Origin of the sequence: Mycobacterium avium subsp. avium (assembly GCF_009741445.1) — a bacterium.
GTDB lineage: Bacteria > Actinomycetota > Actinomycetes > Mycobacteriales > Mycobacteriaceae > Mycobacterium > Mycobacterium avium.
This window is the reverse complement of the sequence record NZ_CP046507.1, coordinates 2322405-2345504: the sequence shown is the minus strand read 5'-3', so window position 1 is coordinate 2345504 and position 23100 is coordinate 2322405. Positions and strand designations below refer to the sequence as shown.

The following is a 23100-nucleotide window of genomic DNA, read 5'->3' as shown; positions in this document are numbered from 1 at the left end:
GCCGGTCAGCCGGCCGGCGGCGGCTGCAGATGCATCGCCAGATCGCTCAGCTCGAGGATGGTCTGAATCTCGCTGTCCCGGAACGGCCGCCCGTCGGGATCCAGCAGGTCGTGGAACCATTCCCGGGGCATCGCCGGATCCGGATGCTCCCAGGAATCCCACGGGAAAAACGTCTGGGTTTTCCCGGCGACCAGGCCCCAGTTGAACGCGCCGACGTTGGCGCGCTTGGCGATCGGCAGGATGGTTTGCACCGTGCTGCCCAGCGGCCGGGCCATGTACTCGGTGCACAGGATCGGGCGCCCCAGCGGCACCAGATCGGCGATGCGCTTCTCGAACGCCGCCGGTTCGCCGTAGCAGTGGAAGGTGATGACGTCGGAGTTGTCGAGCTGGATGCCGCTGATGACGCTGCGCCGTGCCGGGTCGGCCCACTCGCCCTGCCACACGCCGCTGGTCAGCGGTTGGCAGGGATCCACCGAGCGGGCCCACGCGAACACCTGCGGCAGCAGCTCGGCGACCCGGTCCAGCTTGTCCGTGCGCTCGACCGAGGCGTAGGCGTCGGCGGGATTGTCCGGCTCGTTCCACAGGTCCCAGCCCAGAATGCGGTCGTCGGTGCGGAATTGCGCCAGCACCCCGGTGACGTAGCCGCGCAGGGTGTGCAGGTAGCCGTGGTCGTCCAGCCGCGCCGCGCCCGGGCTTTGCACCCAGCCCGAATTGTGGATGCCGGGCCGGGGCGCCCGCTGCGGACCCGGTTGGGGAAACGGATCCCAGCACGAATCGAACAACACGAACAGCGGCTTGATGCCGTGTCGGGCCGCGATGTCGACGAACCGGGCCAGGCGGCCCTGAAACCCCCGGTGGTCCTGTTCCCACAGCAGGTCGTGCAGGAAGACGCGCACCGCGTTGAACCCGTTGCGGCGGGCCCAGCCCAGTTCGGTGTCGATGCGGCGGGGGTCGAAGGTGTCCGGCTGGAACATCTCCAGCTGGTTGATGGCGTTGGAGGTGATGTAGTTCGCGCCGACCGGCCAATCCTGCGCCTGATACCAGCGGTTGGCCCGCTCGGGTGACCACCGGCTTGCCTGCGGCGACGTGCGGGGCGGCTGCGCGGACGCGTGCGGTGCTCGGGCCAAAGCCATGCCTCCTGCCAATAGCAGCGGCAACTTGAACACCAGTCGACGGTGCACTAAGTCACCACGATTCCCCCGGTCGATGTGGTCCCACCCTTGCGCTAGACAATCCGTCTTCGGCAATCGTACATCGTTGCCACACAAGGACTTTCAGCCCACACGGGCCGTCGGGTCGTGACCGGGACGGCTGCGGTGCGCGCTAAAACCCTTGCTACGCCGTCACAGTAGCGCAGCGGGGCGAGGGCCCCAACGACCGCCTCAGAAGCAGTGTTCGTCGGCCGGGAAGACCCCGGCGGCCACCTCGTGCGCATACTGCGTTGCGGCGCGGCGCAATTCGCCGCCGATGTCGGCGAAGCGCTTGACGAAGCGGGCGGACTTGCCGCTGCTCATGCCGGCCATGTCCTGCCAAACCAGAACCTGGCCGTCGCAGTTGGGGCCGGCGCCGATCCCGATGGTCGGGATGGTGAGCTTGCCGGTGATCTGGGTGGCCAGCTCGGCCGGCACCATCTCCATCACCACCGAGAACGCTCCGGCCTCGGCGACGGCGATCGCGTCGGCGATGGTCTGTTCGGCCGCGTCGCCGCGGCCCTGCACCCGGAAACCGCCCAGGCTGTTCACGCTCTGCGGGGTGAAGCCGATGTGCGCCATCACCGGGATGCCGGCCGCGGTCAGGTGAGCGATCTGCTCAGCCACCCGTTCGCCGCCCTCCAGCTTCACCGCGTGCGCGCCGCCCTCCTTCATGAACCGGGTGGCGGCGGCCAGCGCGGCGGCCGGCCCGGCCTCGTAGCTGCCGAACGGCAGATCGGCGACCACCAGGGCGTGCGGGGCCCCCCGCACCACGCCGCGGACCAGCGGGATCAGCTCGTCGATCGACACCGGCACCGTGGTGTCGTAGCCGTAGACGACGTTGGCCGCCGAGTCGCCCACCAGCAGCACCGGGATGCCGGCCTCGTCGAAGATGCGGGCGGTGGAATAGTCGTACGCCGTCAGCATGGCCCACTTGTGGCCCTCGGCCTTCATCTTCTGCAGATGGTGGGTGCGAATCCTGGTGCGCGGCTGGGCAGGTTGGGCGGGCTGGGCCGGCTGGGCGGCACCGTAAACATTGTGCTCAGACATCGTTGTCCTAGTGGGTGGTCGGGTCGATCCTCGTGGCCCTCAGTTTTGGAAAATCCTGAGCGGGTCCCCGGGCTCGTCTGACGGTGTCATTCTGCCATTTCTTTTGCGCAGTCGCACCGCCGCGGCGGTGTGAGACATACCATGCTGCGCATGCAGCGGCTGAGTGGACTCGACGCCAGCTTCCTGTACCTGGAGACCTCGTCGCAGCCCATGCATGTGTGTTCGATCATCGAGCTGGACACCTCGACGGTGCCGGGCGGCTACACCTTCGAGCGGCTGCGTGACGCCCTGGTGCGCCGCATCCGGGCGATTCCGCCGTTTCGGGAAAAGCTCGCCGACAGCCCGCTGAATCTGGACCATCCCGTCTGGGTGGACGACGAGGACTTCGACGTCGACCGTCATCTGCACCGCATCGCCGTGCCGGCGCCGGGCGGGCGTGCCGAGCTGTCGCAGATCTGCGGCCACATCACCCAGACGCCGCTGGACCGCCGCCGGCCGCTATGGGAGATGTGGGTGATCGAGGGCGTGGCCGGCACCGACTGTCACCGGGACGGGCGGCTGGCGGTGATGACCAAGGTGCACCACGCCGGCGTCGACGGGGTGACCGGCGCCAACCTGATGTCGCAGCTGTGCGCGACCGAGCCCGACGCCGCGGCGCCGGAACCGGCCGCGGGCGTCGGCGGCGGCGCCGGGTGGCGGATCGCCGCCGGCGGCCTGGTCAGGTTCGCGGCCCGGCCGCTGCGGCTGGCCAGCGTGGTGCCCGACACCGCGTCGTCGGTGCTGGCCACGGTGCGACGGGCGCTCGACGGCGCGGCCATGGCCCGCCCGTTCGCGGCGCCTGCGACGGTGTTCAACGCCCGGATCAGCAACCGGCGCTGCATCGCGTATGCCGAATTGAATCTCGACGACGTCAAAGCGGTGAAGAACCATTTCGGCGTCAAAGTCAACGACGTGGTGATGGCCCTGGTTTCCGGCGTGCTGCGCCAATATCTGGCGGAGCGAAACGCATTGCCGGATTCGTCGCTGGTGGCGTCGGTCCCGATTTCCGTGCACGGCAAATCCGACCGGCCCGGCCGAAATCAGGTGTCGGCCATGTTCGCGTCCCTGCACACCGAAATCGCCGACCCGGTGCAGCGGCTGAAAGCGATCGCCCACGCGAATTCGCTTGCCAAAGAACACAGTTCGGCCATCGGGGCGTCATTGCTGCAGGATTGGACGCAATTCGCGGCGCCGGCGGTGTTCGGCATCGCGATGCGGCTTTACGCGCGGACCCGGTTCACCGACAGCATGCCGGTGCACAACTTGGTGGTCTCCAACGTGCCCGGGCCGCAGCTTCCGCTGTACCTGCTGGGCTGCGAGGTCAAGGCGATGTATCCGCTGGGGCCGATCTTTCACGGCTCGGGGCTCAACATCACCGCCATGTCGTTGCGGGGCAAGCTGGACGTCGGGCTGATCGGCTGCCCGGACCTGGTGCCCGACCTGTGGGAGCTGGCCGACGAGTTCGCGGTGGCGATGGAGGAGCTGCGGGCGGCGGCGCGGTAGCCGGGCCGCGGTGCCGCTGATCAGGATCCCAAGTTTCCTCTGGCAGCATATGTGGGCATGGGCCTGTCTCGTCGCGGTAAGAGCGCGCGCACGCTGCTGATCTGGATGTCGATCGCCGCGGTCGCGTTGCTGTTGGCGGGCTGCGTCCGAGTGGTGGTGGGACGCGCCGTCATGTCCGGGCCCAAGCTGGGCCAGGCCGTGGAGTGGACGCCGTGCCGGGCCGCCAACCCGAAGGTCAAACTGCCCGCCGGTGCGCTGTGCGGCAAGCTGGCCGTCCCGGTCGACTACGACCACCTCGACGGCGATGTGGCGACGCTGGCGATGATCCGTTTCCCCGCCACCGGGGACAAGATCGGTTCGCTGGTGATCAACCCCGGCGGGCCGGGGGAGTCGGGCATCGAGGCGGCGCTGGGCGTCGTGCAGTCGTTGCCCAAGCGGGTCCGCGAACGCTTCGACCTGGTCGGTTTCGACCCGCGCGGGGTGGGCGCGTCGCGCCCGGCGGTCTGGTGCAACTCCGACGCCGACAACGACCGGCTGCGCACCGAGCCCAACGTCGACTACAGCCCGGCCGGGGTGGCCCACATCGAGGACGAAACCAAACAGTTCGTCGGCCGCTGCGTCGACAAGATGGGCAAGAAGTTTCTGGCCAACGTCGGGACCGTCAACGTCGCCCGCGACCTCGACGCGATCCGCGCGGCGCTGGGCGACGACAAGCTGACCTACCTCGGCTACTCCTACGGCACCCGGATCGGCTCGGCCTACGCCGAGGCCTACCCGCACAACGTGCGGGCGATGATCCTCGACGGCGCCGTCGACCCCAACGCCGACCAGATCGAAGCCGATCTGCGGCAGGCCAAGGGATTCCAGGACGCGTTCAACAACTTCGCCGCCGAATGCGCCAAGCAACCGAACTGCCCGCTGGGCACCGACCCGGCCAAAGCCGTCGACGTCTACCACAGCCTGGTGGACCCGATGGTCGATCCCGACAACCCGATGGTCGGCCGGCCCATCCCGACGAATGACCCACGCGGACTGAGCTATAGCGACGCCATCGTCGGCACCATCATGGCGTTGTACTCACCGAACCTGTGGCACCACCTGACCGACGGGCTGTCCGAACTCGTCGACCACCACGGCGACACCCTGCTCGCCCTGGCCGACATGTACATGCGCCGCGACGCGCACGGCCACTACACCAACGCCACCGACGCCCGGGTGGCGATCAACTGCGTGGACCAGCCGCCGATCACCGACCGCGCCAAGGTGATCGACGAAGACCGCCGCTCGCGGGAGATCGCGCCGTTCATGAGCTACGGGCAGTTCACCGGCAACGCGCCGCTGGGTACCTGCGCGTTCTGGCCGGTGCCGCCGACCAGCAAGCCGCACACCATCTCCGCGCCCGGGCTGGCGCCCACCGTGGTGGTATCGACGACGCACGATCCGGCGACGCCGTACAAGGCCGGGGTGGATCTGGCCAACGAGTTGCGCAGCTCGCTGCTGACCTACGACGGAACGCAGCACACCGTGGTGTTCCAGGGTGACGGCTGCATCGACAACTACGTGACGGCCTATCTGGTCGGCGGCACCATCCCGCCCAGCGGCGCCAAGTGCTGACGCCCCAGGTTTCGCCGAACGTGCACTGGCGGCGAGCTTCTCGCGGATTTTTCGCGCTGAGTGCACGTTCGGCGGCGGCCGGCTCGGCGGTCCGGCCCGAGACCAAGGCGTAACCGTTTCGCGCTGCCACGGGTATCCGGGGCTGCAACGATGACAGCCATGTCGCGCCTGAGATCGTTGAGCTCGGCGCTGCTCTCATTCGGCCTCGTCCTCGGTGGAACGTCGGGCGTCGGGTTGCCGGTGGCCGGCGCCACCCCGGAGCCCGGCGCCGGCCAGACCCCGGCGCCGAATCCGCCGGCGGCCGCGGCGCCGCAGGGCTGGGGGAGCTGCAGCCAATTCGTCACGGACACAAGCGATATCCCGACCGCGCAGTGCACCACGGTGTCGGTCCCGATCGACTACAACAACCCAGGCGCCGGGCAGGCCAAGCTCGCCGTGATCCGGGTACCGGCGACCGGTCAGCGGATGGGCTCGCTGCTGGTCAACCCCGGCGGCCCGGGCGGCTCGGCCGTCGACATGGTGGCCGCGATGGCCTCCGACATGGACAACTCGGCCATCCGGCGCAGCTTCGACCTGGTCGGCTTCGACCCGCGCGGGGTGGGCCACTCGACGCCGTCGCTGCGGTGTCGCACCGACGCCGAGTTCGACGCCTACCGGCGCGAACCCATGGTCGACTACAGCCCGGCCGGGGTTGCCCACATCGAGCAGCTCTACCGGCAGCTGGCCCAGCAGTGCGTCAACCGGATGGGCACCGCGTTCCTGGCCAACGCCGGCACCGCCTCGGTCGCCCGCGACATGGACGCGGTGCGCCAGGCGCTCGGCGACGAGCAGATCAACTACCTGGGCTACAGCTACGGCACCGAGCTGGGCACCGCGTACCTGGAGAAGTTCAGCAACCACGTGCGGGCGATGGTGCTCGACGGCGCCATCGACCCGACCGTCGGGCCGGTCGACGAGAACATCAACCAAATGGCCGGATTCCAAACGGCTTTCAACGACTACGCCACCGACTGCGCCCGCTCGCCGGGCTGCCCGCTGGGCACCGACCCGGCGCAGTTCGTCAACCGCTACCACGCTTTGGTCGACCCGCTGGTCACCCGGCCGGGCCGCACCGCCGACCCGCGCGGGCTGAGCTACGCCGACGCCACCACCGGCACCATCAACGCCCTCTACACGCCGGCGCACTGGAAGTACCTGACCAGCGGTCTGCTCGGGCTGGCGCGCGGCACCGACGCCGGCGATCTGCTGGCGCTCGCCGACGACTATCAGGGCCGCGACCGCAACGGCCACTACTCCAACGACCAGGACGCGTTCAACGCGGTCCGCTGCGTCGACGCCCCGAACCCGACCGACCAGGCCAGCTGGGTGAGCGCCGACCAGAAGATCCGCCAGGCCGCGCCGTTTTTGAGCTACGGGCCGTTCACCGGCAACGCGCCCCGCGACCTGTGCGCGCTGTGGCCGGTGCCGGCGACGTCGGCGCCGCACGCCGCCCCGCCGATGCCCGCGGGCAAGGTCGTCGTCGTCTCCACCACGCACGACCCGGCCACGCCGTATCAGGCCGGGGTGAATCTGGCCCGCCAGCTCGGCGGCCCGCTGATCACCTACGACGGGACGCAGCACACCGCGGTGTTCAACGGCGACCAGTGCGTGGACAACGCCGTGGTGCGCTATTTCGTCGCCGGCACGCCGCCGCCGGCGTCGTATCGCTGCCAGTCCTGACCAGCGCCGCACGCCCCACCGCAACGGTTCTGAGCGGGCATCGGTAACACAGAATTAACAGCGGTTGCCTACTGTTCGAGATATGGATCGACAGAAGGAATTCGTCCTGCGCACCCTCGAGGAACGGGACATCCGCTTCGTTCGGCTGTGGTTCACCGATGTGCTCGGGTTCCTCAAGTCGGTCGCCATCGCCCCGGCCGAACTCGAAGGCGCTTTCGAGGAGGGCATCGGCTTCGACGGCTCCTCGATCGAGGGCTTCTCCCGGGTGTCGGAATCCGACACCGTCGCCAACCCCGACCCGTCCACCTTCCAGGTGCTGCCGTGGGCCTCGCCCAACGGCCACCACCACTCGGCGCGAATGTTCTGCGACATCACCATGCCGGACGGGTCGCCGTCCTGGGCCGACCCGCGGCACGTGCTGCGCCGCCAGCTGCAGAAGGCCAACGACCTGGGCTTCTCCTGCTACGTGCACCCCGAGATCGAGTTCTTCCTGCTCAAGCCCGGGCCCGACGACGGCACGCCGCCCGTCCCCGTCGACACCGCCGGCTACTTCGACCAGGCCATCCACGACTCCGCCTCCAACTTCCGCAGGCACGCCATCGAAGCGCTGGAGTTCATGGGCATCTCGGTGGAGTTCAGCCACCACGAGGGCGCGCCCGGCCAGCAGGAGATCGACCTGCGCTTCGCCGACGCCCTGTCGATGGCCGACAACGTGATGACGTTCCGCTACGTCATCAAGGAGGTCGCGATCGAGAACGGCGCCCGCGCCTCGTTCATGCCCAAGCCGTTCGGGCAGCATCCCGGCTCGGCGATGCACACCCACATGAGCCTGTTCGAGGGCGACGTCAACGCGTTCCACAGCCCCGACGACCCGCTGCAGCTCTCGGACGTGGGCAAGTCGTTCATCGCCGGCATCCTCGAGCACGCCTCCGAGATCAGCGCCGTCACCAACCAATGGGTGAACTCCTACAAGCGGCTGGTGGGCGGCGGCGAGGCTCCCACCGCCGCGTCCTGGGGGGCGGCCAACCGCTCGGCGCTGGTGCGGGTGCCGATGTACACGCCGCACAAGACGTCGTCGCGGCGCGTCGAGGTGCGCAGCCCCGACTCGGCGTGCAACCCCTACCTGACCTTCGCCGTGCTGCTGGCCGCCGGCCTGCGCGGGGTGGAGAAGGGCTACGTGCTGGGGCCGCAGGCCGAAGACAACGTGTGGGACCTGACCCCCGAGGAGCGGATCGCGATGGGCTATCGCGAACTGCCCACCAGCCTCGACAGCGCGCTGCGCGCCATGGAGTCCTCGGAGCTGGTCGCGGAGACGTTGGGGGAGCACGTCTTTGACTTCTTCCTGCGCAACAAGCGCACCGAGTGGGCGACCTACCGCAGCCACGTCACCCCGTACGAACTGCGCACCTACCTGTCGCTGTAGCCCCGGCGCCGTAGCGCATTTCCCGTCCCGGGTGCGCCGGCGCGGCGTAGGGTTGCGCTACCGTCGTGGTCGTGACCAAACCCGCGACGCAGCGTCCCCGGCTGCCCAGCGTCGGCCGGCTCGGGTTGGTCGATCCCCAAGCGGCCGAACGGATGGCGCAGCTGGGTTGGTACGACCATGACGACCAGGCCCACGTCGATCTGCTGTGGGCGCTGTCCCGGGCGCCGGACCCCGACGCCGCGCTGCTCGCCCTGGTCCGGCTGGCCGAGACCCCCGACGCCGGGTGGGACGAACTGGGCGCCGCCCTGCTCACCGAACGCCCGCTACGGGGACGGCTGTTCGCGGTGCTCGGCTCCTCGCTGGCCCTGGGCGACCACCTGGTCGCTCAGCCGCGATCCTGGAAACTGTTGCGCGGCAACGTCTCTCTGCCCACCCACGACGAGCTGTGCGCGATGTTCACCGGCTGCGTCGACGAGGCGCTGGCCGACCCCGGCTCGGCGATGGTGCGGCTGCGCACCCTGTACCGGGACCGGCTGCTGGTGCTGGCCGCGCTGGACCTGGCCGCCACCGTCGAGGACGAACCGGTGCTGCCGTTCACCGTGGTGGCCGCCCACCTGTCGGACCTGGCCGACGCGGCACTGGCCGCCGCGCTGCGGGTGGCCGAGCACAACGTGTGCGGCGACCGGACACCGCCGCGGCTGGCGGTCATCGCGATGGGCAAATGCGGTGCCCGCGAACTGAACTACGTCAGCGACGTCGACGTCATCTTCGTCGGCGAGCGCGCCGACACCGTCACCACCCGGGTGGCCAGCGAGATGATGCGGCTGGCGTCCGAGGCGTTCTTCCAGGTCGACGCCGGGCTGCGACCGGAAGGCCGCAGCGGCGAGCTGGTCCGCACCGTGGAATCGCACATCGCCTACTACCAGCGCTGGGCCAAGACGTGGGAGTTCCAGGCGCTGCTGAAAGCCCGTGCGGCGGTGGGCGACGCGGAGCTCGGCCGGCGCTACCTGGACGCGCTGATGCCGATGGTGTGGGTGGCCTGCGAACGCGAGGACTTCGTGGTCGAGGTGCAGGCGATGCGCCGGCGCGTCGAGCAGCTGGTGCCCGCCGACGTCCGCGGCCGCGAGATCAAGCTGGGCAGCGGCGGGTTGCGCGACGTCGAATTCGCCGTGCAGCTCTTGCAGTTGGTGCACGGCCGCAGCGACGAGTCGCTGCACGTGGCCTCGACGGTCGACGCGCTGGCCGCGCTGGGGCAGGGCGGCTACATCGGGCGCGAGGACGCGGCCAACCTCACCGCCTCCTACGAATTCCTGCGGCTGCTCGAGCACCGGCTGCAGCTGCAGCGGCTCAAGCGCACCCACCTGCTGCCCGAGGCCGACGACGAGGAGGCGGTGCGCTGGCTGGCCCGGGCCGCCCACATCCGGCCGGACGGCCGCCACGACGCGGCCGGGGTGCTGCGCGAGGAGCTGCGGCACCAGAACTTGCGGGTCTCGCAGCTGCACGCCAAGCTCTTCTACCAGCCGCTGCTGGAATCGATCGGCCCGGCCGGGCTGGAGATCCGGCACGGCATGACCTCCGAGGCCGCCGAGCGGCAGCTGGCCGCCCTGGGCTACGAGGGCCCGCAGAGCGCGTTGAAGCACATGTCGGCGCTGGTCAACCAGAGCGGCCGGCGCGGCCGGGTGCAGTCGGTGCTGCTGCCGCGGCTGCTGAACTGGATGTCGTATGCGCCCGACCCGGACGGCGGGCTGCTGGCCTACCGCCGGCTGTCGGAGGCGCTGGCCGGGGAGAGCTGGTATCTGTCCACGCTGCGCGACAAGCCCGCGGTGGCGCGGCGGCTCATGCATGTGCTGGGGACCTCGGCGTACGTGCCTGACCTGCTGATGCGCGCGCCGCGGGTCATCCAGGACTACGGCGACGGGCCGTCCGGGCCCCGGCTGCTCGAGACCGACCCGGCCGCGGTGGCCCGCGCGCTGGTCGCCTCGGCCAGCCGGTACTCCGACCCGGTGCGGGCGATCGCCGGGGCGCGCACCCTGCGCCGCCGGGAGCTGGCCCGGGTGGCGTCGGCGGACCTGCTCGGCATGCTCGAGGTCACCGACGTGTGCAAGGCGCTGACCTCGGTGTGGGTGGCCGTGCTGCAGGCCGCGCTGGACGCGATGATCCGGGCCAACCTGCCCGACGACGGCCCGCAGCGGGGCAAGGCGCCGGCCGCCATCGCGGTGATCGGCATGGGCCGGCTGGGCGGCGCGGAGCTGGGCTACGGGTCCGACGCCGACGTGATGTTCGTCTGCGAGCCGGCACCCGGCGTCGACGATTCGGCGGCGGTGCGCTGGGCGGCCTCGGTCGCCGAGCAGGTTCGCACCCTGCTGGGCACCCCCAGCGTGGACCCGCCGCTGGACGTGGACGCCAACCTGCGGCCCGAGGGCCGCAACGGCCCGCTGGTGCGGACTCTGGCGTCCTATGCCGCCTACTACGAGCAGTGGGCGCAGCCGTGGGAGATCCAGGCGTTGCTGCGCGCGCACGCGGTCGCCGGGGACGCGGAGCTGGGGCAGCGGTTCCTGCTGATGGCCGACAAGACGCGCTACCCCGCCGACGGGGTGTCGCCGGAGGCGGTGCGCGAGATCCGGCGCATCAAGGCCCGGGTGGACGCCGAGCGGCTGCCGCGCGGCGCCGACCCCAACACGCACACCAAGCTGGGCCGCGGCGGGCTGGCCGACATCGAATGGACGGTGCAGCTGCTGCAGCTGCTGCACGCCCACGAGGTGCCGGCGCTGCACAACACGTCGACGCTGGAGTGCCTGGACGCGATCGCCGAGGCCGGCCTGGTTCCCGCCGACGAGGTGGACCTGCTGCGGCAGGCCTGGCTGACCGCCACCCGGGCCCGCAACGCGCTGGTGCTGGTCCGTGGCAAGCCCACCGACCAGCTGCCCGGGCCCGGGCGTCAGCTGAACGCGGTCGCCGTCGCCGCGGGCTGGCCCACCGACGAGGGCGGGGAGTTCTTGGACAACTATCTACGGGTGACGCGACGCGCAAAAGCAGTCGTGCGCAAGGTGTTCGGAAGTTGAGTCAGGAGGCCGGCGCGTTGGACGCCATATTCGAGGTGCTCGACGCGGCGGAGGCCGAACGGGTGACCGCACTGTATGCCCCGTTGGCCGATGCGGTCCGCGAGCTCGTCGACGCCACCATCCGGACCGAGGTTGACGACGCCGTCGTCGCCGAAGCCCGCTCGGCGATCGAGGCGGTCACCGCGTCGCTGCGGCGACGGACCCGGCCGGTGGGGGTGAGCTACCGGGTCGACGGCCGGCCGCTGCCGCTGGGCAACGCCGCGATCGGCGTGTGCAATCCGATCGCCCCGCCGATCGTCGTGCACCACGAGGGCGACGGGCGCTGCTGGAGCGAGTTCGTCCTCGGCTCGGCCTACGAGGGGCCGCCGCGGCTGGTGCACGGCGGCGTCAGCGCCCTGGTGCTCGACCACATGCTCGGTGAGGCGGCCAGCGAAGGGCTGTCCAAGGCGCGGTTCACCGGCACCATCACCGTGAAATACCTGCGCGGCACGCCGCTGGGCCCACTGCGCTGTGACGCCTGGATCGACCGTCGCGAGGGCGTCAAAGTCTTTGCCCGAGGCATCATTTCGGATGCCGCGGGAGTCACCGTCGAGGCCGACGGCGTGTTCATCGAGCCGGCCTGGGCGCGGGAGACGCAGTGAGGTTCTACGTCAGCAGCGCCTTCTTGAACACCCGGGAGATCATCGAGATCGCCAGGGCCGCAGACGAACTCGGCTACGACGGGATCGGCATCCCCGACCATGTCGTCAACCTGGAGACGCTGGACACCCCCTACCCGTACACCAGGGACGGGCAGCGGCGCTGGCAGCCGTTCACCGACTGGCCCGACCCGTGGGTGCTCATCGGGGCGCTCGCCCAGGTCACCACCCGGCTGCGGTTCGTCAACACCGTCTACATCCCGGCGATGCGCAACCCGTACTCGGCGGCCAAAGCCATTGGCACCGCGGCGGTTCTGGCGTCGGGCCGGGTGGAGCTGGGCGTCGGCGTCGGCTGGTGCCGCGAGGAATTCGCGTTGATGGGGGAGCGGTTCGAGGCGCGCGGCAAACGCACCGACGAGATCATCGAGCTGATGCGGGCGCTGTGGGCGCCGGGCTGGACGGAGTTCGAGGGCGAGTTCTACTCCGCGCCGCGGCTGGAGATGCAGCCCACCCCGCCGCCGATCCCGGTGTATGTGGGCGGGCTGTCGGACATCGCGCTGCGCCGCGCCGCCCGCAGCGACGGCTGGATCGGCGACCTGATCAAGACCGAGCGGGCCATCGAGGCGGTCGGCCGGCTGCGCGAGCTGCGCGCCGAAAACGGTTTGACGATGGACGATTTCACCATCCTGACGCCGCTGACCGACGCGTTCACCACCGCCGATTACCGGCGTGCCGAGGATGCCGGCATCACCGGGATCATCACCATGCCGTGGATGTTCTACGCCGGGCCGCAGGCGTCGCTGGACGACAAGATCGACGGCATGCAGCGGTTCCGCAAGGACCTCGCGCTGGACGGGTAGGGCTGGACACCTGCGCCGGCTTCGGCTGAGCCCCACGACACTTACCCGGTGGCGCCGACACGCCGGCGCGGGCCGCCATGGCTTACGTCTCGCGGAACCCAGCAGGGGCGGCGGGGACGAGACCGCCCGCCCGATCGGATCGGGCGGGCGGCATCGACTTAGACGTCTCTAAACGTCGTAGTACAGCGCGAATTCATAGGGGTGCGGCCGGACCTGGACCGGCAGGATCTCGGTCTCGCGCTTGAAGCTGATCCACGTCTCGATCAGGTCGGGCGTGAAAACGCCTCCCTCGGTGAGGTATTCGTGGTCCTCTTCCAGCCGGTCGATCACCGCGGACAGCTGGGTCGGCGCCTGCGGGATGTTGGCGGCCTCCTCGGGCGGCAGCTCGTAGAGGTCCTTGTCGACCGGCGCCTGCGGCTCGATCTTGTTCTTGATGCCGTCCAGGCCGGCCATCAGCATGGCCGAGAACGCCAGGTACGGGTTGCCCGAGGAGTCGGGGCAACGGAACTCGAGCCGCTTGGCCTTCGGGTTGGTGCCGGTGATCGGGATGCGCACACACGCCGAGCGGTTGCGCTGGCTGTAGACCAGGTTGATCGGCGCCTCGAAGCCCGGCACCAGGCGCTTGTAGGAGTTCGTCGTCGGGTTGGTGAACGCCAGCAGCGACGGCGCGTGGTGTAGCAGGCCGCCGATGTAGTGCCGCGCGGTGTCCGACAGACCGGCGTAGCCCGTCTCGTCGTACATCAGCGGGCTGCCGTCCTTCCACAGCGACTGATGGGTGTGCATGCCGGAGCCGTTGTCCCCGAACAGCGGCTTGGGCATGAACGTGACGGTCTTGCCGTTCTGCCACGCGGTGTTCTTGACGATGTACTTGTAGAGCATCATGTCGTCGGCGGCGTGCAGCAGCGTGTTGAACTTGTAGTTGATCTCGGCCTGGCCGCCGGTGCCCACCTCGTGGTGGCCCTTCTCCAGGCTGAAGCCGGCCTTGATCAGGTTGGACAGCATCTGGTCGCGCAGGTCGACGTAGTGGTCGACGGGGGCGACGGGGAAGTAGCCCCCCTTGGGGCGGACCTTGTAGCCGCGGTTGGGGCTGCCGTCGAGCTCGTTGGGCGAGCCGGTGTTCCACCAGCCCGAGATGGCGTCGATCTCGTAGAACGAGCCGTTGGTGCGCGAGTCGAAGCTCACCGAGTCGAAGATGTAGAACTCGGCCTCGGCGCCGAAGTACGCGGTGTCGGCCACACCGGTGGAGATCAGGTAGTTCTCCGCCTTGCGGGCGATGTTGCGCGGGTCGCGCGAGTACGGCTCGAGGGTGAACGGGTCGTGCACGAAGAAGTTCAGGTTCAGCGTCTTGGCCTCGCGGAACAGGTCGATCTGGGCCGTGGCCGGGTCCGGCAGGAGCAACATGTCGGATTCGTGAATGGACTGGAATCCGCGAATGGACGAGCCGTCGAAGGCCAGGCCGTCCTCGAAGACGCTCTCGTCGAAAAACGAAACCGGGATTGTGAAGTGCTGCATGATGCCGGGCAGGTCACAGAACCGGACGTCGACAAATTCGACTTTCTCGTCCTTGGCGAGTTTGAAGACGTCGTCGGGCGTCGTTTCCGTCACAGAATGCTCCTTTACTTGGTGAGATCCGCGGCCTGACGCTATGGAGCAGATGTTGCCCGTCAGTCAACCCGATGTTGCGCGCACGTTACGTGACCATGCCACACGCAAAAAGTGGCCGCGTCGGCGGCGGGTTCTATTGTGGGGCCATGGATCGCAAGATCGTATCTTTTCTGTTCGCGCGGCGCACCGTCTGCCCGTCCCGCCGGTGCCGGACCGCCGGGCGCCGCGACGCCGGTCCGGGGCGATGACGCCGGAATCGCGATCCGCATATCCGGGCGAAAAGCTCGGCCTGCCGCAGCGCGGGCCCGGCTCGTTGGCGCCGATGGGGCCCCGGCTGGGTGCGTTGATGATCGACTGGCTGATCTCCTACGGGCTGGCGGCGCTGGCCATGCGGTTGGGCTGGTTCTCGGCATCGGCCCTGGCCACCAGCGTGCTGGTGATCTGGTTTCTGCTGGGGGTGGTCTCGGTGCGGCTGTTCGGCTTCACGCCCGGCCAGCTGGTGTTGCGGCTGCAGGTGGTGACGGTGGACGGGCGGGGGCTGGTCGGCACCGGCCGCGCGGTGGTGCGCGGTGTGCTGGTCGGGACGGTGGTGCCGGCGTTGTTCACCGACTGGGACGGCCGCGGCCTGCAGGACCGGCTGACCGCGACGGCCGTGGTGCGGCGCTGAGCTCTGCCGATGGCGGCGACCCGCCGCGCCCGGCCGCGCTTTGCGATCGGCGCGGGAGCTACTTGCGGCGGACGGTGCGCTGCACCCCGCGCATCTTGCCGGCGTTGGGCAGCGGGCCCTTGGGCATGACGGCGGCCCCGGCCCGCGACCCCAGGGCGGCCAGCCGCGACTCCAGGGTGTCCATCTGCTTGACGGTGATGTTGGCCGGCAGCCGGGTCAGGTGGCGCTCCAGCTTGGCCAGCGGCACCTCGTCTTCGCCGTTGCCGACGATGATGTCGTAGATCGGCACGTCGCCGATCAGCCGGGCGGTGCGCTTTTTCTCCTGCGCCAGCAGCGGCCGCACCCGGGTCGGCGAGCCCTCGCCGACCAGGATCACGCCCGGCCGGCCGATGACGCGGTGCACGGCGTCGAAGTGGCCGGTCGCCGCCACCCCGGGGGTCACCCGCCACTTGCCGCGCAGATTGTCCAAAGCCCATGCCGCCGCGCCGGTTTGGCCCTCGGCCTTGCGGTACACCGATTTCTGCGCGCGGCGCCCGAACACGATGAAGGCGACCAGCGCGCCCAGCACCACGCCGAACGGGATCAAGGTGATCATGGTCAGCCCGCCGGCCCAGACGCCCACAGCCACCGACACGCCCACGACCAGCAGGAAGGCGCCGATCATGTAGGGCAGCAGGCGCTTGTCCTCCTGGCGCTGGATGTTGAACGCCTGCCACAACTGGGCGCGGCGCTCGCGCGCGGCGGCCTTGCGGGCGGCCTGCGCCTGCGCGCGGGCCGCCTTGTTGTCGGCGGCAGAGCGGGATTTAGCCATAGTCAAAGAATACGTAGCGCCGTGGCGGCTAGGCGCGGGCGCGGGCGGCCTGCCGGTAGAGCCGCCCAGCGCGGTACGACGAGCGCACCAGCGGCCCGGCCAGCACCCCGGAGAAGCCCAGCTCTTCGGCATGCCGCGCGAACTCGACGAATTCCTCCGGCTTCACCCAGCGCTCGACCGGGTGGTGGCGGGCCGACGGGCGCAGGTACTGGGTGATGGTGATGAGGTCGCAGCCGGCGCCGCGCAGGTCGGCCAGCGCGGTGCGCACCTCGTCGGGGGTTTCGCCCAGGCCGAGGATGAGGTTGCTCTTGGTGACCAGCCCGGCCTCGCGGGCCGCGGTCAGCACGTCCAGGCTGCGCCGGTAGGTGAAGGCCGGGCGGATCCGTTTGAAGATCCGCGGCACCGTTTCGACGTTGTGCGCCAACACTTCCGGGCGCGACCCGAACACCTCGGCGAGCCGGTCGGGCCGGCCGTTGAAGTCGGGGATCAACAGCTCGACACCGGTCGACGGGTTGAGCTCCTTGATGGCGCGCACCGTCTCGGCGTACAGCCAGGCGCCGCCGTCGGGCAGGTCGTCGCGTGCCACCCCGGTGACCGTGGCGTAGCGCAGCCCCATCGTGCGCACGCTGTCGGCCACCCGGCGGGGCTCGTCGCGGTCCAGCTCGGCTGGCTTGCCGGTGTCGATCTGGCAGAAGTCGCAGCGACGGGTGCACTGGTCGCCGCCGATCAGGAAGGTGGCCTCGCGGTCCTCCCAGCATTCGAAGATGTTGGGGCAGCCGGCCTCTTCGCAGACGGTGTGCAGCCCCTCGCGCCGGACCAGGCTCTTGAGCTCGGTGTATTCCGGCCCCATCCGGGCCCGCACCCGGATCCACGGCGGTTTGCGCTCGATCGGGGTCTCGGCGTTGCGCACTTCCAGGCGCAGCAGTTTGCGTCCCTCGGGTGCGACAGTCACATCGCCGATGCTACGCGGGCGCCGGGTGAGTGCTCACGCACCGGCAGCACCCCGTCCAGGGCGTCGCAGACGGCGTCGGCGACCGACGTCACGACGTCGTCGACCGCGACCGGTCGACGTAGTTCGGCCGTCAGCGACGTCACCCCGGCGTCGCTGATGCCGCACGGAACGATGGCGTTGAAGGCGCCCAGCTCGCAGTCGCAGTTCAGCGCGAAGCCGTGCAGGGTGGTGGCGCGGGACACCCGCACCCCGATGGCGGCAACCTTGCGGTCGGGCCGGCCGGCGTCGCCCGGCACCCACACCCCGGAGCGGCCCGGCACGCGGACCGTGTCCAGGCCCAGATCGGCGCACACCTTGATCAGCGCCTCCTCCAGCCGTCGCACGTAGTCGACCACGTCCAGCGGTTCGGCCAGGCCGATGATCGGATAGCCGACCAACTGGCCGGGCCCGTGCCAGGTGATCTTGCCGCCCCGGTCGGTGTCGACCACGGGCGTGCCGTCCAGCGGCCGCTCGTGCGGTTCGGTGCGCCGGCCCGCGGTGTACACCGCCGGGTGTTGCAGCAACAGCAACGTGTCGGGGCCGCCGGCGACCCGGGCGTCGGCCAGGTCGCGCTGCTGCTGCCAGGCCGCGCGGTAGTCGACGGTGCCGAGCCGGCGGACTTCGATCAGGGCGCGGCTGGACCGGATGGAATCGATCACGTTCGCGACGGTACTCGGCCCGGGCAGGTCGGGCCCAATCCGGGCGGGGTCAGTCGTGGGCGGGCCGGGCGGTGGCATAGCCGAGCGCCTCGCCAATGGTGTTGTGGTGGAACACGAATCCGGTGCGCTCCAGCGCGGCGGGGATGGCGCGCTGGCCGGTCAGCAGGCCCTCGTCGGCGAACTCCCCGAGCGCGGCGCGGACGGCGAAACCGGGCAGCATCAACGGGGTCGGGCGGTTGACCGCCCGCCCGAACGCGGTGGTGAATTCGGCGTTGGTGACCGGGGCCGGCCCGGTCATGTTCACCGGGCCGGACAGCGCGGGCTCGAAGATCGCGAACAGCAGGGCCCGCACCTCGTCTTCCAGCGTGATCCACGACATGTACTGCCGCCCACTGCCCAGCCGGGCGCCCAGGCCGGTCCGGAACAGGGGCCGCAACCGGCCCAGCGCGCCACCGGCGGGGGAGAACACCAGCCCGCTGCGGGCCAGCACCACCCGGGCGCCGCCGTACTGCGCCGGCAGCGTGGCCGCCTCCCAGTCCTGGCACAGCTGGGCCAGGAAACCGGTTCCGGCGCGGTCGTTTTCGTCGACCACGCGGTCCTTGGTGTTGCCGTAGAAGCCCACCGCGCTGGCGTTGACCAGGGTCGCCACCCCGGCGTCGGCGACGGCGTGCGCGAGGACCTCGGTGGGGGTGATGCGGCTGTCGCGCAGGCTCTGTTTGAAGGCCCCCGACCATCGCCGCTTGCCGATGTTCACCCCGCACAGGTTGACGACGGCGTCGACGCCGCGCAGCGCGTCGGGATCCAGATCGCCGCTCTCCGGATTCCAGGACAGCTCGTCGCCGTTCGCCGGCGCCCGGCGCACGATGCGCAGCACCCGATGGTCGTCGGCGCGCAGGGCCGCCGCCAGCGCCGAGCCGATCAGGCCGGACGAACCCGCAATGGCGATGACGGCCTTTTGCCCAGCGCGAGCCAACGTTCGACCGCCCTTCTCACAGCCCGAGGTCGGCCTCGAATGCTCCCTCTTCGAGCCGGTGCTTGATGGTGGTCAGGAAGCGGCCGGCGTCGGCGCCGTCGATCAGCCGGTGGTCGTAGGTCAGCGGCAGGTAGCAGACGGAGCGCACGCCGATCGACTCGTTGCCGAACTCGTCGACGATCACCCGCGGCCGCTTGACGATCGCCCCGGTGCCCAGCATGGCGGCCTGCGGCGGGACCAGGATCGGGGTGTCGAACAGCGCGCCCTGGCTGCCGATGTTGGTGATCGTGAAGGTGCCGCCGGACAGCTCGTCGGGCTTGAGGTTGCCCGACCGGGCGCGCGCGGCGATGTCGGCGATCGCCCGGGCCAGCCCGGCCAGCGACAGGTCGCCGGCGTTGTGCACGACGGGGGACAGCAGCCCCTGTTCGGTGTCGACCGCGAAGCCGAGGTGCTCGGCGTCGTAGTAGGTGATCTCCTTGGTTTCCTCGTTGTAACTGGCGTTGATGTTGGGGTGGATCTTCAGCGCGTCGATCACCGCGCGGGCGATGAACGGCAGGAACGTCAGGTTCACCCCCTCGCGCTCGGCGAACGCCGCCTTGGCCCGGGCCCGCAATCCGACCAGCCTGGTCATGTCGACCTCATGGGTCTGGGTGAGTTGGGCTGTGGCAAGCAGGGATTCGCGCGTCTTGGCCGCGGTGATCTGACGGATCCGGCTGGCCTTCTGGGTGGTGCCGCGCAGGTGCGCCAGCGCCGGCGCCGGCGTCGGCGCGGCGGGCTTGCGGGCCTCGGCGGCCGCGGGGGCCGGTGCGGCCGACGGCTGGGCGGCGGCCTGTTGTTGCCGCTGCTTCTGCTCGGCGGCGGCCAGGACGTCTTGCTTGCGGATGCGACCACCCACGCCGGTGCCGGTGATCGACGACAGGTCGATGTTGTTCTCGGCGGCCAGCTTTCGCACCAGCGGTGTCACGTAGGGGGTGCCCTCGCCGCCGGCGGCCGGCTGGGCTTGAGCCGGTTGGGCTTGAGCCGGTTGGGCTTTCGGCTCGGGCGCCGGCTGGGCTTGTGGCTGTGGCTGTGGCTGGGGCGCGGGCTGCGCCTGGGGTTGGGGTGCCGGTTCGGGTTTCGGTTCGGGCTTGGGGGCCGGCGGGGGTTGGGGCGCAGCGGGGGCGGGCGCCTGGGCGCCGGTGCCGATGCGGGCCAGCTCGCCGCCGACCGGCACGGTGCTGTCCTCCTCGGCCGTGATGCTGATCAGCACGCCGGCCACCGGCGACGGGATCTCGGTGTCGACCTTGTCGGTGGACACCTCGACCAGCGCGTCGTCGACCTGGACCGAATCCCCGACCTTCTTGAGCCAGCGGGTCACGGTGCCCTCGGTCACCGACTCGCCCAGCTCGGGCATCAACACCGGGGTGGCGGCGCCGCCACCGGACTCCTGCGGCGCCGGCTGGGCCGGCGCCTGCGGCTGGGCCGGGGCCTCGGGCTGGGCCTGGGCCTGGGGCTCGGGCTGGGCCGGTGCTTGCGGCTGGCTCGGCTGGCTGGGGGCCTGCGCCCCGCCGCCGGCGGCGGCGTCGTCGGCCGCGTCGCCGATCACGGCCAGTTCGCCGCCCACCTCCACGGTGTCGTCTTCCTGGGCGATGATCTTGGTCAGCACACCCGCGGCAGGCGACGGGATCTCGGTGTCGACCTTGTCGGTGGACACCTCGACCAGCGGCTCGTCGAGTTCGACCGTGTCCCCTTCCTGCTTGAGCCAGCGGGTGACCGTCCCCTCGGTGACGCTCTCACCGAGTGCCGGCATCTGGACGGAGAAGGCCATCTCTTCTGACTCCTCGATCGCTCGTGGGTCGGGGCGGGTCGATCAGCTCGCTCGCGGAAGGCGAAGTCGCAATCCAAAACTATCCTGTCACTGCGCCCGCGCCGGCACACATCCAGGGCAGATCCGGCTCGCGGCTCGGGTGACCCCGGTCACGCTTGCTACCGTGTGGCCACCGCGGCCCCAGCGCCGCGGCCCACAGCGGGAGCCAGACCGGGGAGGTCCGATGCCGGCACCACAACACTCGCCCCAGCATTTCGTGCACAGCGCCGACGGCACCCGCATCGCGGTCTACGACGAGGGCAACCCCGAGGGCCCGACCGTCGTGCTGGTGCACGGCTTTCCCGACTCGCACGTGCTGTGGGACGGGGTCGTTCCGCTGCTGGCCGAGCGGTTCCGGATCCTGCGCTACGACAACCGCGGGGTCGGTGCGTCGTCGGCGCCCAAGCCGGTGTCGGCCTACCGCATGGACCGCTTCGCCGACGACTTCGCCGCGGTGATCGGCGAACTCAGCCCGGGCGGGCCCGTACACGTGCTGGCCCACGACTGGGGCTCGGTCGGGGTGTGGCACTACCTCAAGCGTCCCGGCGCCAACGACCGGGTCGCCACCTTCACCTCGGTGTCCGGGCCCAGCCAGGACCAGCTGGTCGACTACATCTTCAGCGGACTGCGGGCGCCCTGGCGGCCGCGCGCGTTCGCCCGCGCGCTCGGCCAGGCGTTGCGGCTGAGCTACATGATCCTGCTGTCCATCCCGGTGCTCGCGCCGTTGGCCCTGCGGCTCACCCTGTCGATCCCGGCGCTGCGGCGCAACGCCGTCGACAACATTCCCATCGAGCAGATCCACCACTCCGACCGCCTGGCCGCCGACGCGGCACGCTCGGTGAAAACCTATCCCGCCAACTACTTTCGCTCGTTTGCCATCCGTAAACAGGGTGTGGCCGTCATCGACGTGCCGGTGCAGCTGATCGTCAACACCGAGGACCGGTACGTGCGGCCGTACGGCTACGACCACACGCCGCGGTTCGTGCCGCGGCTGTGGCGCCGCGACATCCGGGCCGGACACTTCTCGCCGATGTCGCATCCGCAGGTGATGGCCGCGGCGGTGCACGACTTCGCCGATATGGCCGAGGGCAAGCCGGCCAGCCGCGCGCTGCTGCGCGCCCAGGTGGGGCGTCCCCGCAAGGCGTTCGGCGACACCCTGGTGTCGGTCACCGGCGCCGGCAGCGGCATCGGCCGGGCGACCGCGTTCGCCTTCGCCCGCGAAGGCGCCGAGCTGATCGTCAGCGATATCGACGAGGCGGCCGTCAAGGCCACCGCCGCCGAGATCGCCGGCCGCGGCGGCGTCGCGCACGCCTACGTGCTCGACGTGTCCGATGCGCAGGCGGTGGAGGAGTTCGCCGAGCGGGTCAGCGCCGCGCACGGCGTGCCCGACATCGTCGTCAACAACGCCGGCATCGGGCAGGCGGGCGGATTCCTGGACACCCCCGCCGAGGAGTTCGACCGGGTGCTCGCGGTCAACCTGGGCGGGGTGGTCAACGGCTGCCGGTCGTTCGCGCGGCGAATGGTGCAGCGCGGCACCGGCGGCCACCTCGTCAACGTGTCGTCGATGGCCGCCTACGCCCCGCTGCAGTCGCTGAGCGCGTACTGCACGTCCAAGGCGGCGACCTTCATGTTCTCCGACTGCCTGCGCGCCGAACTCGACGCCGCCGGGGTGGGACTGACCACCATCTGCCCGGGCCTGATCGACACCAACATCATCAACACCACCAGATTCGACGCGCCGGCGGGCGCCCGGGCCGAACGGGTCGACGACCGGCGCGGGCAGCTGGGAAAGATGTTCGCGCTGCGCCACTACGGGCCCGACAAGGTGGCCGACGCCATCCTGTCGTCGGTGCAGAAGAAGAAGCCGATCCGCCCGGTGGCGCCGGAAGCCTATGCGCTGTACGGCCTTTCGCGGGTGATGCCGCAGGGGTTGCGCAACGCCGCGCGGCTGCGGGTGATCTGAGGCTAAACGTCCGAGGCTAAACGTCTGAGGCGAAGCGTCCTTTGGTTAAGCGCCGGTGGCCGCGCCGCGGCGCCCGGTCAGTAGCGTCGCGCCGATCGCGATGATGCCCAGCACCGCCAGCGGTATGGTCCACGCGCGCCGGCCGCCCACCGAGGACTGGCACTGCGCCACATAGTCCGTGTGCGGGACGATCTGGTTGAGGATCGGAACGTTGGCCACGCTGTTGTCGTTGGCGTTGCGGGCCGCGGAAAGATCCGTCACGACCGCGTTCCCGCATCCGATGGAGTGGCCGTTGCCGTCGGAAACCGACACCGGCGCCAGCAGCCCGATGACTCCGGCCAGCAACAGCACGGCGCCCACACCGATGATCAGCCGTCGCACCGTCATGGTTTCGCCTTTCTCGTCGGGCCCTGTCCGGGCCGAGCGATAGCAGATTAACCGCCGCGTGCCCCCGGTAAACCCGACCCGGGCGGCGAGTAACCCACCG

18 protein-coding genes are annotated in these 23100 nt (G+C 70.3%); 9 read left to right on the top strand and 9 right to left on the bottom strand.

Annotated features, from left to right (window positions below; all coding sequences use genetic code 11):
• Positions 1 to 5 precede the first annotated feature (5 nt).
• Positions 6 to 1181 carry a glycoside hydrolase 5 family protein gene (locus tag MAA44156_RS10930; RefSeq protein ID WP_010949430.1) on the bottom strand — a complete coding sequence of 392 codons (1176 nt, stop codon included), beginning with the start codon at positions 1179 to 1181 and terminating at the stop codon, positions 6 to 8.
• A gap of 201 nt (positions 1182 to 1382) precedes the next feature.
• Complete coding sequence (gene panB, locus MAA44156_RS10925; protein WP_023861483.1) at positions 1383 to 2240, bottom strand: 3-methyl-2-oxobutanoate hydroxymethyltransferase; 858 nt, start codon at positions 2238 to 2240, stop codon at positions 1383 to 1385.
• A 150-nt stretch (positions 2241 to 2390) separates the two neighbouring features.
• Between panB and MAA44156_RS10920 the strand changes: the two genes are divergently transcribed.
• The 7 genes from MAA44156_RS10920 (at position 2391) to MAA44156_RS10890 (ending at position 13098) form a co-directional block, all read left to right on the top strand.
• On the top strand, positions 2391 to 3782 hold the full coding sequence (locus tag MAA44156_RS10920) for a WS/DGAT/MGAT family O-acyltransferase (RefSeq protein WP_121035776.1): 1392 nt from the start codon (positions 2391 to 2393) through the stop codon (positions 3780 to 3782).
• 51 nt (positions 3783 to 3833) lie between these two features.
• Positions 3834 to 5396 (top strand): alpha/beta hydrolase, encoded by a 1563-nt coding sequence (locus MAA44156_RS10915; RefSeq protein ID WP_003878170.1) that lies wholly within the window; start codon positions 3834 to 3836, stop codon positions 5394 to 5396.
• Positions 5397 to 5546: 150 nt separating this feature from the next.
• A complete protein-coding gene (locus tag MAA44156_RS10910; RefSeq protein WP_023879949.1) occupies positions 5547 to 7115 on the top strand; it encodes an alpha/beta hydrolase in 1569 nt (522 codons plus the stop codon).
• Between the two features lie 82 nt (positions 7116 to 7197).
• A complete protein-coding gene (gene glnA / locus MAA44156_RS10905) occupies positions 7198 to 8538 on the top strand; it encodes a type I glutamate--ammonia ligase (protein ID WP_003872336.1) in 1341 nt (446 codons plus the stop codon).
• A 65-nt stretch (positions 8539 to 8603) separates the two neighbouring features.
• A complete protein-coding gene (locus MAA44156_RS10900) occupies positions 8604 to 11600 on the top strand; it encodes a bifunctional [glutamine synthetase] adenylyltransferase/[glutamine synthetase]-adenylyl-L-tyrosine phosphorylase (protein ID WP_009976481.1) in 2997 nt (998 codons plus the stop codon).
• Positions 11597 to 12241, top strand: coding sequence for a PaaI family thioesterase (locus MAA44156_RS10895; protein ID WP_009976482.1), 645 nt, complete (start codon positions 11597 to 11599; stop codon positions 12239 to 12241). Before MAA44156_RS10900 ends, MAA44156_RS10895 begins: the two co-directional genes overlap by 4 nt.
• Positions 12238 to 13098 (top strand): TIGR03619 family F420-dependent LLM class oxidoreductase, encoded by an 861-nt coding sequence (locus MAA44156_RS10890; protein WP_009976483.1) that lies wholly within the window; start codon positions 12238 to 12240, stop codon positions 13096 to 13098. The genes MAA44156_RS10895 and MAA44156_RS10890 overlap by 4 nt, the downstream gene beginning before the upstream one ends.
• A 168-nt stretch (positions 13099 to 13266) precedes the next feature.
• Here the strand turns inward: MAA44156_RS10890 and glnA (MAA44156_RS10885) are convergent, their stop codons facing one another.
• Complete coding sequence (gene glnA, locus MAA44156_RS10885) at positions 13267 to 14703, bottom strand: type I glutamate--ammonia ligase (protein WP_003872332.1); 1437 nt, start codon at positions 14701 to 14703, stop codon at positions 13267 to 13269.
• Positions 14704 to 14947: 244 nt separating this feature from the next.
• On the opposite strand from glnA (MAA44156_RS10885), the gene MAA44156_RS10880 reads away from it, so the two are divergent.
• A complete protein-coding gene (locus tag MAA44156_RS10880) occupies positions 14948 to 15370 on the top strand; it encodes an RDD family protein (RefSeq protein ID WP_009976485.1) in 423 nt (140 codons plus the stop codon).
• 58 nt (positions 15371 to 15428) lie between these two features.
• Here MAA44156_RS10880 and MAA44156_RS10875 read toward each other — a convergent pair whose 3' ends face one another.
• From MAA44156_RS10875 to sucB, 5 genes are read right to left on the bottom strand one after another with little or no spacing between them, the layout of a single operon-like run.
• Positions 15429 to 16181, bottom strand: a complete 753-nt coding sequence (locus MAA44156_RS10875; protein WP_009976486.1) for a DUF4191 domain-containing protein — start codon at positions 16179 to 16181, stop codon at positions 15429 to 15431.
• A 28-nt stretch (positions 16182 to 16209) separates the two neighbouring features.
• Entirely contained in the window at positions 16210 to 17133 is a 924-nt protein-coding gene (gene lipA / locus MAA44156_RS10870; protein ID WP_009976487.1) for a lipoyl synthase, read from the bottom strand.
• Positions 17130 to 17831 carry a lipoyl(octanoyl) transferase LipB gene (gene lipB / locus MAA44156_RS10865; RefSeq protein WP_009976488.1) on the bottom strand — a complete coding sequence of 234 codons (702 nt, stop codon included), beginning with the start codon at positions 17829 to 17831 and terminating at the stop codon, positions 17130 to 17132. Before lipB ends, lipA begins: the two co-directional genes overlap by 4 nt.
• Positions 17832 to 17880: 49 nt before the next feature.
• Positions 17881 to 18804 (bottom strand): TIGR01777 family oxidoreductase, encoded by a 924-nt coding sequence (locus MAA44156_RS10860; protein ID WP_009976489.1) that lies wholly within the window; start codon positions 18802 to 18804, stop codon positions 17881 to 17883.
• Positions 18805 to 18820: 16 nt separating this feature from the next.
• Positions 18821 to 20611 carry a 2-oxoglutarate dehydrogenase, E2 component, dihydrolipoamide succinyltransferase gene (sucB, locus tag MAA44156_RS10855; RefSeq protein WP_011724697.1) on the bottom strand — a complete coding sequence of 597 codons (1791 nt, stop codon included), beginning with the start codon at positions 20609 to 20611 and terminating at the stop codon, positions 18821 to 18823.
• A 223-nt stretch (positions 20612 to 20834) separates the two neighbouring features.
• Between sucB and MAA44156_RS10850 the strand changes: the two genes are divergently transcribed.
• Complete coding sequence (locus tag MAA44156_RS10850; protein WP_011724699.1) at positions 20835 to 22613, top strand: SDR family oxidoreductase; 1779 nt, start codon at positions 20835 to 20837, stop codon at positions 22611 to 22613.
• A 45-nt stretch (positions 22614 to 22658) separates the two neighbouring features.
• Here MAA44156_RS10850 and MAA44156_RS10845 read toward each other — a convergent pair whose 3' ends face one another.
• On the bottom strand, positions 22659 to 23000 hold the full coding sequence (locus tag MAA44156_RS10845; protein ID WP_003878156.1) for a hypothetical protein: 342 nt from the start codon (positions 22998 to 23000) through the stop codon (positions 22659 to 22661).
• Positions 23001 to 23100: the final 100 nt, after the last annotated feature.

Excerpts from the sequence above, each read along its gene's own strand:
- panB (WP_023861483.1), bottom strand. The coding sequence starts at position 2,240 with ATGTCTGAGCACAATGTTTACGGTGCCGCCCAGCCGGCCCAGCCCGCC.
- MAA44156_RS10920 (WP_121035776.1), top strand. The coding sequence starts at position 2,391 with ATGCAGCGGCTGAGTGGACTCGACGCCAGCTTCCTGTACCTGGAGACC.
- MAA44156_RS10910 (WP_023879949.1), top strand. The coding sequence starts at position 5,547 with ATGACAGCCATGTCGCGCCTGAGATCGTTGAGCTCGGCGCTGCTCTCA.
- glnA (WP_003872336.1), top strand. The coding sequence starts at position 7,198 with ATGGATCGACAGAAGGAATTCGTCCTGCGCACCCTCGAGGAACGGGAC.
- MAA44156_RS10880 (WP_009976485.1), top strand. The coding sequence starts at position 14,948 with ATGACGCCGGAATCGCGATCCGCATATCCGGGCGAAAAGCTCGGCCTG.
- MAA44156_RS10875 (WP_009976486.1), bottom strand. The coding sequence starts at position 16,181 with ATGGCTAAATCCCGCTCTGCCGCCGACAACAAGGCGGCCCGCGCGCAG.
- sucB (WP_011724697.1), bottom strand. The coding sequence starts at position 20,611 with ATGGCCTTCTCCGTCCAGATGCCGGCACTCGGTGAGAGCGTCACCGAG.
- MAA44156_RS10850 (WP_011724699.1), top strand. The coding sequence starts at position 20,835 with ATGCCGGCACCACAACACTCGCCCCAGCATTTCGTGCACAGCGCCGAC.
- MAA44156_RS10845 (WP_003878156.1), bottom strand. The coding sequence starts at position 23,000 with ATGACGGTGCGACGGCTGATCATCGGTGTGGGCGCCGTGCTGTTGCTG.